This is a genomic window from Halorubrum aquaticum, assembly GCF_900113615.1.
In the GTDB taxonomy this organism is placed as follows: Archaea; Halobacteriota; Halobacteria; order Halobacteriales; family Haloferacaceae; genus Halorubrum; species Halorubrum aquaticum.
This window is the reverse complement of sequence record NZ_FOPZ01000003.1, coordinates 12,348-24,401: the sequence shown is the minus strand read 5'-3', so window position 1 is coordinate 24,401 and position 12,054 is coordinate 12,348. Positions and strand designations below refer to the sequence as shown.

Here is a 12,054-nt window from a genome sequence, read left to right as displayed (position 1 = left end):
GTATGCGTGCTGTGCTGCTGTCGCATCGGTCGGCCGGGAACCTTAGTAGTGGAGTGGTTGGTGTTGTGTCGAGGCGTGGAAGTGCGGGTAGTATGAGTGTTCATTGGATGGTCACCTCGGAGTGGCGTCGATGGTAGAGATGAGGCTGAAGAACGCCGGGGAGACGTTTTCGACCGAGAATCCTGCGCGCTGGACGGTCGCCACGGGTTCGTGGTTCAATCGACAGCCGTTCTTCTCGTAGTGGGACTCGGCGCGCCAGTCCTGGAGCCAGGCGAGCGGTGCGGCGTCGCTGCGACGGTGTTCGAGCAACAGTATCTCGCCGTCAGGGTCACAGACGCGCTCCATCTCGTGGAGCGCTGCGACCGGGTCGGGGAACGTGCACGTGGAGAACGACGAGATGACGGTGTCGAAGCTGTCGTCGGCGAAGTCGAGTGCCTGCGCGTCCATCTGGTGGACGCTGCCGTCTAGTCCGAGTCGGTCGAGTTCGTCGCGGGCATGAGTGAGCATGTCGGCGCTGATATCGATACCGACGACTTCTCGCGCATTGCTGAGATATCGGAAGTTCCGGCCGGTGCCACAGGCAACGTCGAGGACACGGCCGTCCGCATCCGCGAACTGGTGGCGGCGATATCGACCGGCGAATAGACGGTCGAGGTGTCGCCATCGGGCGAGTTTGTCAGCTACGTCTGCGTACGCGTCGGCGATATCGTCGGCTGACATCGAACGTGATTGGTCTGACTGCTTTTGGTCGTCACTGGGACTTTGCGGACGGTGCTGCTGGTCTGGCGTGTCAGCGGGGGTGTTTGATTGCATGGGTCGGTGTCCGTTGACTGCAAGTGAGAGTCGTACCTCCAGCACCAATAAAACTATCGTATATTTGATAATTTATCGCGTTCGTTTCAAAATATCGGTTGAGCGAATTACCCGACGTACAGGCGATTATCACCGCCGGTTAGGGAAATCGATGGTCAACAGGACGCATCTCTCAACGCCGCTTTCGTAAAAATTCTGTTAGGTTCGCTAAAACTCGCGGCTCTCACGTCGCACGCGCTCAGTCGCCGTGACGGTCGCGCTCGAATCAAGCCGAAGTCGAAGAGTGTCCTCACCGTGTTGCATCAGAGCTTCGTACTCGTCAGGATCAGACGCCACTTGCTCAGACGCCCACCGTCCATCGTAAACGTACTCGTGAAACTCCCAGATACCTTTCGTCGTCACGTCAATCCCGTGGTCCCAGTAAAACGCGATAGACGCCGGATGGTAAGCGACGCTGTAAGTCAGCGGGCTGTTGTACGTCCGTAGACACGCATCACACTGACTCGTCACGAGAAACGAATCAGCATCCGGTAATGGACTCTCTGGCAGCCCCAGTACTTCAGCTGAGAGTTGCGCCCCACACTCAGGACACAGTCCCCGTCGCACCTGCCTGTAATCCTCCGCACCCTGTAATTTTACACTTCGGATGAGCGCCTCGGCCGTTCGGTCCCGAACCTGTGCCGGCGTAATTGGCTGCCCTGCAACCTGTTGGTCACACGCCGCACAATCAATACGGAAAAACTGATGCGAGAGACGTGTTTCAAGTGCTTCTTCGCCACAGAACACGCACATCCCATCGACCGGTTCCGGCCCGAACGACTCGGGCTGCTCGTAATTACCCGACAGGATGAATCGGACGATACGTTCCCCCGCATGCGAGAGCGAATATCCCTCATCACTCTTCCGAAGATAGGTTCCTGTGAGTTCTCCGAGATGGTACGACAACTTCGATGTATTTTCTACGTCTACATGGTCGTAGATGTCGGAGAATGCGAGTTCAGCTGGTCCTGACCCAGCCTGTTCGAGTTCAGACTGCGCGACGGCGATCGCACACAGAATATCGACCCGGGTTTCGTCGGAAAGCAATCGGAAGATCTCGGTCGCTGAGGAAGACTCTCCCATAGTTGATCATATAACGCTCAACCCGCCTCGCTATTGAATCCAAGGCTCCGCAGAGAAGATCACGGGGGCAAATTCTCTAACAAGGACATCACGGTATTGCCACCCCCAAGACAATCACGACCAGAAGTGCCACGAGGGCCCCAATCAGGAAGCTAAAGCCACTTCCATCGTATCCATAGGGAAAGAACGGTAGTACCAGACGACTATCTCCGTGCATCCGTCCGATCGGCACATAGGAGAGGTTGTCTGTTCCCGGCGTGATATTATCGAGTTGCAGGAGCGCGAACTTCGACTCTACGTGATGGAAATGAACGTCAACTTCCCGGTGAATATAGCAGCTACCCTCGCATTGGGCCGTCAGGTGACAACACTTGGGATATCGGGAGCGACATAGAAGATCGAGATAATCCTGACCCCCCAAGCGCATGGTGACACCTTTAGCAAATTCAAGAACGACAGCTCAAATGCCACGAACTGTCGTCAATCAAACCGAATTCGCGTCTCATCCGTAATAAGTGTCTCATCAACGCTAAAGGCAGACCCCGTTGAAGGCGTCGTTTCCACAACCATAATTTCACCAACATCTACCTCCACTGCCTCACCCGCAACCGCACCCTGATCGGCTACTTGCCCCCGGATCTCGTTTTTCTCCGTTGGCAGCAGGCCATTCCCATCTAGGACCACCTGCTCAGCATCCGGTCCATCCACCGTCTCGTCCTGCGCCTCTTCTCTGTCTACCTCGTTATCAACATCATCGTCATCGCCGGTATCCAAGTCATCGTACGATGCCGGAATCTCCGGCGCATACTCCTCTACAGCCACCTGGTCCACATCATCCAACACAAACTGTGAGATTTCGTGCCCATAATCGATCAACCGAGGTTCCCCTTCCCAGACCCCCCAGTTCTGGGCCGCTACCACCTCATTAGACAGAATATCCTGCTCGTGTACCAGTTCCTGCGACCGCTGGGAAATCAAGTCCCGATCTACGCTCTCAGTATCAGCACAAGGCATCAGTAACCACCGATACAGCTGGCCGGACGCGAGTACTGGCAGTAAATACGGCCGTAGCTCATTCGATGCCTCAGCCCACAGATTCACCTCACACGCGTTCTGGTACCTACCGTCTCGTGGATCATCTCGGTAAATCGGGAGTTTGAGCACCAATGGTGCTCCATCATATGGCGCACAGGCCGTCGGAGGAATCTTGATCACTAGTCGCGCCCCGCCATTATCGAGATACTCCCATCCGTGCTCTTCAGCCGTTTCTTCTGTCCACGTAATCACAGGATGAAGCCACCCCATACTCGAATCACGCGACTCGTACGTCTCTTTGACCATTGAATAATAGCGTGACGCGAACTCCTCAACTTCCGTCTGCAGCGAATCGGGGATCGTGATATCTGTGACCGGCATCAGAGTACCATAATGAGCTCACACTGGTAAATAACGGTTTACAGTTCAACTACCGCGGCCGATCCACGACGATCCGATAGATAGACCGAGTGGTCTTTGATTTGTCCGGTCCTGTCGTCGGTGATGTTATCGATCCCGTTCGTGAACGTATCACCGATGTCCGGGCGTTTCATTATCTAATTTTTTAGATACTAATACATCATTTTTCGTCGGAGTTACTCGTTGTGTTCCGATACGTCAGGCGTAGTATCCCAGTTGAACCAGTCGTATGTGAAGTACTCGCTGTTAAATACCCGGCTTCTGATGTCTGAACAGCATAAGTAGACTCCAAACTTCACCAATTGCCATAAGATCCGGGGTTGGTGTATGAGTCAATAACAGTATTCAGGATGTTCTTGGGGTAGACCAGGGGTATGGATAGAGGATGATCCCGAAGCACATTCATATCGACTTATCGAATGAAGCCACAATCTCCGAAAGAAGATCTACATCAGTGTCGATAATACTCTCCTTGGGTGCGGCGAAGACAGACGTATCGTCAACCTCAGATAATCCTTTAATGACAGTTCGACCGATACGAGACTCTTTTTCGTTCAGAACTACACGTAGTGAGGCTGAAAGCACGCTCTCACAAAGAGACAAGAAAACATCTTCATCTACCTCACTGACTTTGAACCCTTCTTGATAGGTCTCCGGGAGTGTGATTTCGAGGTGTTGAGCGTCGTCTTCAGCATCCCAGAAATCAGCATCAACGAGGTAATAGATGTAGTTTTCAGTCTCACAGAGAGATTCACCGTCGTAGAGATCGACGATAGTTGGTGTATTATCGTCTTGGCGTACAACAACGTACGCGTAGTGAAGAACGACCGCTAATGCAATCGAATCAAACTCATCGGGCAGACCTTCTTCAAACATAAACATCAGCGGAGCAATACATTCGGCGGAAGCAGGGGTGTGATCGAAGATTTTGTCAAGGACGGAATCCAGTTGGTTGGAAGATGCCTCACTGAGGGAAACGACGACTCGATGGAATGCGTTGGAATCCACTTCGTGAAGCTCGTAATGAGCCAGTACGCGTTCTACGAACAAACATCGCTTCTCAACTGAAAGTTCACTCACTATATCGAAATCGACAGCCGATGGGTCTGGAGCTGTGTCCCGAGGGTCAGCATTACTGTTCTTAAAGTAGAGTAGGCCGAGGTCATTCAACGTATAGAATATATCCCAGGAGACGATATCTCCGTCTTCGTTCCCGGTCGCAAGAACCATGTCTCGTGCCTCGGGTTCCAGTTGGTAGGTGTGGAAGTCCCCGTGTCGCTTTGGGACAAAATAATACGAGCCTGCGCCCTTGTGCTTGTGGAATCCTGGCATCTATTATTTGTATTGGAGAGTCACCACATAAACCCAGAGAGCCCGTAATCAAATTCTCAACGTAGGGTGATAATGGAACTACCAAACCCAATCGACGACTGAGCACACCAGAGGTGGGTAAAAAATAGAGGCCGGGAGCTCACGAATTGGTGTCGTAGAGCTCCTTCACGTAGGCTCCATCGTGGAGCATAAGCTGGACTTCGTCCCGGGGGTCGTAGTAGTGGTCTTTGCCGTTCAACATGTAGACCTTTCCAGGTTCAAGTCGAACGTCGGGGTCGTAGACAACGAAGGCCCGGATGTCTCCGTAGTTCATCGACTTGTCCCAGAGGAGTCCCTTCTGGTAGGGGCGATGGCTGTTCAGGTCTTGCTCACATGTGACCTGAGCTTTGACCAGGACATTGTCGCCTGACCCGGACAGATCTGTGAGATCAGCGAGTCCCTGCTTTTGTGCCATCTTAGTTACCTCCCTTTCGAGTGATGCTGATCGCTCCGGTGCTCCGGCCAGCCTCGGCGGTCGAACCACACCACAGGCAGGTTTCGTTTGTTCGGAGCGGTTCATGGGGATGACCACACCCCTGACACCGGACTTTGCCGGGTGCTCGAACCCGTGTTTTGCTGGCGTACATCACGGTTGTGATGACTCCGTTCTTGCAGGTCATCAGGAGGTCCATCAGCGGATGGAGCCGAGCCTCGTGGTAGTCTTTGTCCGGTGCTTCGACTCGTACACCGCGTTCCCACGCTGTTGCGAGGGGGATGTCTCCGTTGTCGAATCGGTTGTCGTACTCGTCTGCTGCGTGGGACGACACAACTGGACGCTGATGCTGGTCGCTAGTGGTTTTCGTGTTCATGGGTAGAATCCTCTGGTCGGCAGGACGGAGCTGGCCCTACCGAAGTGTGCTCAGTCGGACGAACGGTCTCTGAGAATTGCTATCGTGCCGTTGGGTGAGGGGAATCTCGGACCGGCAAGCTACGCGCTACGCTCAGTGACGATGCTTTGGGCTCAAGTTCACTTTGGCAGAATGGTAACTGAAGCAAGGCTGCTGCTTAGAACATTGAATACCCTTCGCAATCCACGGAGTCATCTCCTGACACCGCTCGACGTAGGGTCAAAGGGCCCGAAGCCCCTTCGTGTCTAATCCTTCGCGGGCGAGCGCCACAAGTAATACCCTTAGCTGACGAAGTCGAACCTATCGCCAGAACCTGCCATAAGGCAGGTAAAGGGTGTCGGGGAAAGCCTCGAATAGAGGCTGGGAAATCGGCATACTCTCGCTGGCTCTTCGAGCCACCTCAGCCGGGAACCCCTCAATAACAGTATTGTCGCAGGACCATATTTAAACCAAAATTAAGCAAGCACCTCCATTTTTATTTTGGATCCTATTGTTTTCCTGACTGTTCAGCAGCGCTGCATTAAAGAATGCGTCCTGTACAGGGTTAATAGATGAGCCAATCGGTATGGGAGACTGCCACTATTGACGATACTATCCGGGATATCACTACTGGTGCCCGGTTAGATTATCGGGCAGGCCCCATACACGAGGGCGAAGGGGACGGAGATCTGCCGCCGGCATGGGGAGTCGATGTTGAATCATACGCCGTCGGGTACGAACCTGTCGGGGAGACCTCTATTGGGGATGCTTCAGAGCGTTACCGCCACTCCAAGTTCTCTCGGTTTCGAACACCAGCTGATCGTCTCGCCAAACATAACGAGGGACGGCATCCGTCAGATGGGACGCTGAGTGCGCGACTTGCTCGACTTGATAAGAAGCGGATCACGCAAGCGTACTGTTCACGGTTCGATGTCACTCAGTTCCAGCGAGATGAGGCAGTACGGGCGATGCTATTGTTGAATCTCGACGACTTCGGGCAGAACAAACGGATCGAAAAAGTAGCGTTAACAGTCATTCGGGTCGTCGTCAACTACAATCGCTTCGCACACTTGCGGGACGAGGATGGTACGCGAATTTCGGAGACTGGAGATTTCAAACGTCTCGCTGAGTCAGTTAATCTGGATAAGCGAACGATGCGACGGCTATCGAGGAGTATCAAGGAGAAGCTGAGTGCGGCCGAGTTCTTCCAAAAGGATCTGGAGCGCCAAGACCTTCGACAAGCGGAGTTCCAGTATCGAAACGTAAGTGACACGCAACAACCGGGCCACGCGTGGCCTGACCATAACTCAGAATGGAACGCGTAAACCAGCCCTACAATTTCCCCCCATCGGTCAATTGTTTTCAGAAGTCCTCGAATAATGGACTGAATACATCCTGTGGAGGCAGCCCCCCTCGCCAGAGACCACATACTAGCTCTCACACGACTCTCAAGCACAGAGACACCAACTAATGGCAACCGTACAAGATGAATATTATGAGTAGTGAGAGCGGTGACTAAGATCTGGGTGCCATCATTTCTCCGCCAAATAGCGCTCCTTCCTGTCCCACACACGACGAGCGGTGTCCTTGGCGACACCCGTCTCAGTAGCGATCTTCCTCCACGAGACACCGTCTTTCCGGAGAGCGATGACATCCAAGACGTCGTCGAACCGTTCACTAGGAACCCAATACTCACCGGTGTCGTCGAACTGGAGGCCGATCGGCGGGCGACCGTGGTCGTAGCCGTTCTCGATCCTCTCCTTCGTTGCCCGCTTCGAGCGCTCTATCTCCTTTCGTTTCTCGACGTCATCGGTCGTCGCCTTGATCGACTGTTGCACGAGTTCCCAGTCGTCGTCGAGATTGACTGCGCGCCCGAGCTCGTGCGAGTGCAGCTCCACGTCGGTGGCGTCGAGGTCCAAAAGCAGCCGGAGACGTTCCTTCCGATCGCGTGAGAGGCGTGAGAGGTTCGGCACGACGACAGCGGCGACGTCGCCGTCACCGACGTGCTCCAGTAGCGACTGGTACTCCGCACGGTCCTCGTCGAAGCCAGAGGCGTGTCGGCCCTCGTTATACACCTTCATGAGGTCGAAGTCTTCTGCGTCAGCGTACTCCTTGACGTCACGGTGCTGGCGCTCCAGCGACTTCCCGTCTTGCGAGAGACGGATGTAGCCGACAGCTGTTTCACTCATCCTTAGCGTCCACGATCGTCAGTTCGAACTTGTTCCCAGACGCGACTTCCCAGTCGAGTTTCTTCCCCTCCAAGTCGAACGACTCAGCGAGCCCCTTGGGAACGGTCGTTCTGTACTGCACGATCTCGCGGTCGCCACTCCTCGACGTCGTTTTCGTGACGGTGGTTTCGGGCATGCGTAATTAGTACTAATCGTAGCCATACACTTAGTGTTAATTAGGTGTGTCTCAGAAACCCACCTTTCTGAGACAGTTAAGCGGGAGCCACAGTCCCAGATCACGGAGCCAAGTTAATCACCAGAGGTGCCGACTCTAAAACATGGATCTTGTCACACATACTCAACGCGAACACAGCAATCACGGCGTTGTTACCATCGAGCGTATTTATCGAGAGTACTCATCGGTCGAGGTGTCTGAAACTGAGACACAAGGACGGGTCCCAAGTGGTGTGATCCTTATCGATTTCAAAGACGATGACGGCCAGGTCCATACGGAGGCAGCAGTCGATTTCGCCGATCGTCTCGGCTGATGTGACTCCGATGAGCGACACCAACCACTCTGTGATCCAATTTAACTGTGATGTAGCATCTGTTGCGCACGAAACGTTACTCGATAGGTGAACGTCAGATCTCGGTTGGTCTTCCTAAGATTCGGTCAATTTCACTAACATCGAACAGCGACCACGCATCATCCAACTCCTGATCGAGTCCCTCCACGAACCCGCTCCTCGAAAACAACGCGAATCGTTCAGTCCGAGAAGCCGGTCCCCACCGTACGTATTCGGTTTTCGCACGGAGGTCTTCGACGAGTCCCCGGCCAACCGGCTCAGAGGTCCACTTACACTCGGCAAAGAGAATTCTGTCGTCTGTCGGCGAGAGCCCGACAATATCGATCTCATTCTCACCGTACCACCACCGGCCGAGCTCCGAGTACTGCTCAAACTCTTCGCGTCGAATACCTTCCCAGATCGCCTCCTGACAGATGTCTTCGAACGTCTCGCCGACGTGGTTCGGGAGGTCAGGTTCGATCGTGTTCTCGTATACGATTGCCGGTGCTTCCTCGATACTCGATCGGTTCGGCTCGACGTAACGGAACCAGAACCGGAGGAACTCGTCCGCGACGTAGTACTTGGAGCGCTTCGACTTCTTCGCCGATGCGGTCACGGGTACTTCCCGATCGATGAGCCGCAGCTGCTGGAGCTTACGGAGATATTTCGAGAGGGGCCCCGAGTCGATCCCGGTCGCCCCCGAGATCTCGTTCGGTGTTGTGTGGCCGAGGGCGATTGACTCCAAGATGCTCATGTAGCGTGCTGGACTCCGTAGTTCCGTCCGAAGGAGGAATTCCGGCTCATTGTAGAGTACTGCCGACGGCGAGAGGATGTGAGATCGAATGTTCTCAGCAGGAGAAGAGTCGAAATAGTCGAACAGGGTAAGATACATCGGCGTCCCACCGGTGACCGAATAGGATCGAATCGCGTCCTCAATATCATACAGGATGACCTCGCGTGCCTGCTGAAACGAGAACGGCTGGACGTTGAGTTGTCCAGTTCTACGACCATAGAGGGGGCTCTCGTGACCGAGCACTTCCGACTCCATCGTACTGATGCTTGACCCACAGAGAACGAGCATCGAGTCCGTTTCCTGCAGATGCTCGTCCACGAACGACTGGAAGTAGGACGGGAGTGAATCGTTCTCTTCGACGAGATATGGGAACTCGTCAATGGCGACGATGAGATCTTTATCCGCGATCTTATCTCCCAAGTACTCCAGAGCCTCGTCCCATCCGTCGATTCTCGGTACGCGATCGTCGAAGTGATCCGCTATTTGCTCAACAAATTTCTCTCGTTGTCGTTCCTCGGCTTCCTGAGAGGCGAGGAAATAGACGTGAGACCGATGTTGGCAGAACTCTTTTAGAAGTTCTGTCTTCCCGATCCTCCGTCTACCATAGATGACGTAGAAGTCGTGGCCCGGTGACTCGAATGCCGCGTTGAGAGCCTCCAGTTCATTGTTCCTGTTGTAGAAGGCCATTCGCTACCTAATGATTATCCAGATAATGACTTAGTTATTTTGGAAGGTGATCTTCGGAATAGGGATCGAGAGAAATAATCCGGTCCCTGTTCATACCCTAGATAATCATTATTTAGGTAATGGGGTCTCGATCGGAAATGGCACCCTGGCAGTTCAGTATCGGTGCCTGATAAGACTCGATAGTTAGAACGTCTGCTTGCTGACGATGTGCACTCTATCGTACTACCCCGCACGGCTGATAATGTTGATACGTAAATACCTTTCTCTGACGAGGACCTGGCGCGCACTCGGTTAACGCTCTATTGGTCCGTTGAAACCATCAGAAACAGATAGGAAAATTTGGGAATACAGAGGCCGTATAGCTCAATGACTTCGTTTGTTTGGGTTTGCTGTGCTGAATCAGTTGGTAGAGGTGTGCATTTTCGTTACTATCATCATGACTATTATGCAAAAATGAAGGCGAAGAACGCGATAATCCCGCCCAAGAATACAAGCCAAGCCAAGACCCCAATTACCCCAAATACACTCGTTTCAAGAGACGCTACGGCTATGATTGCCGAAGCAAGCCAGACTACAGAAGGTAGTGACAGGCTAATCCACGCATCTGGCATAGTGAATTATGATTAGACGACGATATAAATGCTTAACCACGCTATGACTCGGTCCAGAACTGTATTGACCGATTCAATTTGGTTCAATCTACAGGAAATGTCGTCCAAGACTCGAACCCTGTATTCAGCACGTTATTGAAGACTATCCCCTACTGAGAATTTCACGAATCCCTATCTACTGAAAGAGGAACGCGAGATTCACCGCTAGTGGCCACACAACCAGCATGATGTACGCGGTTGTTCCCTTCGCCAGTCGTTTTCCGTCTGGGACAGCACCCCCACCAGCCATCCAGTATTGATCCCACTCCCGACCAAGCCGCGACCACACAGTTCCAGCCGTGAACACGGCCGCACCTGTGAAGGTTGTAGCCGCCAACCTGTCGCTGTCGTGGTCCTCGTCAAGATAGTCCGACAGCCGGGTGTCCACTGTCTCCGCACGGTACTCTTCCGGTAGCGCATGCTCACTTGGATCTACACGGTGAGGGTCCTCAAGGTCTGCAATCGTCGTCGCTGTCGTCACAGGTTCACCTTTGTCAAACTGAACGCGGTCGGAATCCCAATCCAAATGACCAGGTAGATCGTGCTTCCGGGGATCGTAACTCAGATCGTCTACGTCCGGGAAGCCAGCATAGTTGTACGGGAGCGAAGCCTCGCGTGGATGGACGAGCCGAATCGGGGTATCACGTTGCTCATGATGGCGGGCAAGCCGGACATCTCGGTCGAACCGAATTCCGTCTGGCGTGATCGGCGCGAACGGCTCCCCCTCAAACGGAACCGGATTCATCACGACTGGATATTGATACTCGGGCTCGGACGGCACGACAGGCGGAGCTTCGTCTTCTTTTCCGAGCAACGAGTATACCTTGTGGCTTGTAATGCGGCCACTCTCCCGCAGGTATCGGGCAGCGGTCTGGATATCTTGCCAACCCGCAAGGTCGCATAGCATCTTCGGGTCAACAGAAATGTCCGCAAGAAACGTGAGACCGGTCGCTCGAAGTGGATGGGGAGACAGCTCATCAGGGTCCACGCCGTTGGCGTTTTCCGCAGCTTTCGTAATCAGTCGGCTTACCGAGTACCGCTGGTGTTGGAGACAGTCATTGTGGTCGAAGAATGTTATGAGGCACGCAGTGATGCGTTCAGACCACCCGAATGGGACGGTACGTGCTGACCGGTCGTATTTGGGTTCCCAGCGCTCGCTGTAGAGGATGTCCTCTAAGCTCTCTGGCCGACAATAGCTCGCCTTCTCAACGACGGTGTCGCGGGCGTCTGCGTTCAGGTCCCGCCACTTGATGTCACCATCCCACTCGCCTTTGTCTTGGAGCTCCGATAGGCCGCGGCGGCCCCAGATGTCGCGGGCAGTGAGCCAACACCGCTTGCAGCCGCAGGGATCGTAGCTGGGTATCTTGATTTCGCCGCGTCGCCAGTCGATCCACTCCTCACGGAGGTGTTGAATCTCTTGGAGGCGGAGTCCAAGTCGCCCAGCGAGCAGGATGATATAACAGGCGGCGAGTCGTGCACTTGGGTCCTTGATCCGGAGCGCGCCCTGATAGAGTCGAAAGTAGGCGTCCGTGTTGAGGGCTTTATCGGCCGACGGAAGGGCGTTTGGGTTCGTCATGCACACCTCATATGAGCGTTTGCGGG

The 12,054-nt window shown here is 53.9% G+C and carries 9 protein-coding genes; all 9 read right to left on the bottom strand.

Annotated features, from left to right (window positions below):
• Nucleotides 1-111: 111 nt before the first annotated feature.
• The gene (locus F3H10_RS03480) at nucleotides 112-720 is read right to left on the bottom strand and encodes a class I SAM-dependent methyltransferase (RefSeq protein WP_149783459.1); all 609 of its coding nucleotides are present in this window, start codon (nucleotides 718-720) and stop codon (nucleotides 112-114) included.
• 300 nt (nucleotides 721-1,020) lie between these two features.
• Nucleotides 1,021-1,935, bottom strand: a complete 915-nt coding sequence (locus F3H10_RS03475) for a DUF7351 domain-containing protein (RefSeq protein WP_149783458.1) — start codon at nucleotides 1,933-1,935, stop codon at nucleotides 1,021-1,023.
• 480 nt (nucleotides 1,936-2,415) lie between these two features.
• A complete protein-coding gene (locus F3H10_RS03470; protein ID WP_149783457.1) occupies nucleotides 2,416-3,351 on the bottom strand; it encodes a hypothetical protein in 936 nt (311 codons plus the stop codon).
• A gap of 441 nt (nucleotides 3,352-3,792) precedes the next feature.
• Nucleotides 3,793-4,722 carry a hypothetical protein gene (locus F3H10_RS03465; RefSeq protein WP_149783456.1) on the bottom strand — a complete coding sequence of 310 codons (930 nt, stop codon included), beginning with the start codon at nucleotides 4,720-4,722 and terminating at the stop codon, nucleotides 3,793-3,795.
• A 139-nt stretch (nucleotides 4,723-4,861) separates the two neighbouring features.
• Nucleotides 4,862-5,281, bottom strand: a complete 420-nt coding sequence (locus F3H10_RS03460; protein ID WP_149783455.1) for a hypothetical protein — start codon at nucleotides 5,279-5,281, stop codon at nucleotides 4,862-4,864.
• 1,839 nt (nucleotides 5,282-7,120) lie between these two features.
• Entirely contained in the window at nucleotides 7,121-7,777 is a 657-nt protein-coding gene (locus tag F3H10_RS03455) for a recombinase family protein (RefSeq protein WP_149783454.1), read from the bottom strand.
• A complete protein-coding gene (locus tag F3H10_RS03450) occupies nucleotides 7,770-7,952 on the bottom strand; it encodes a hypothetical protein (protein ID WP_149783453.1) in 183 nt (60 codons plus the stop codon). Before F3H10_RS03450 ends, F3H10_RS03455 begins: the two co-directional genes overlap by 8 nt.
• 446 nt (nucleotides 7,953-8,398) lie before the next feature.
• Nucleotides 8,399-9,802, bottom strand: coding sequence for an ATP-binding protein (locus F3H10_RS03445; protein ID WP_149783452.1), 1,404 nt, complete (start codon nucleotides 9,800-9,802; stop codon nucleotides 8,399-8,401).
• A 786-nt stretch (nucleotides 9,803-10,588) separates the two neighbouring features.
• Complete coding sequence (locus F3H10_RS03440) at nucleotides 10,589-12,028, bottom strand: tyrosine-type recombinase/integrase (protein ID WP_149783451.1); 1,440 nt, start codon at nucleotides 12,026-12,028, stop codon at nucleotides 10,589-10,591.
• Nucleotides 12,029-12,054: the final 26 nt, after the last annotated feature.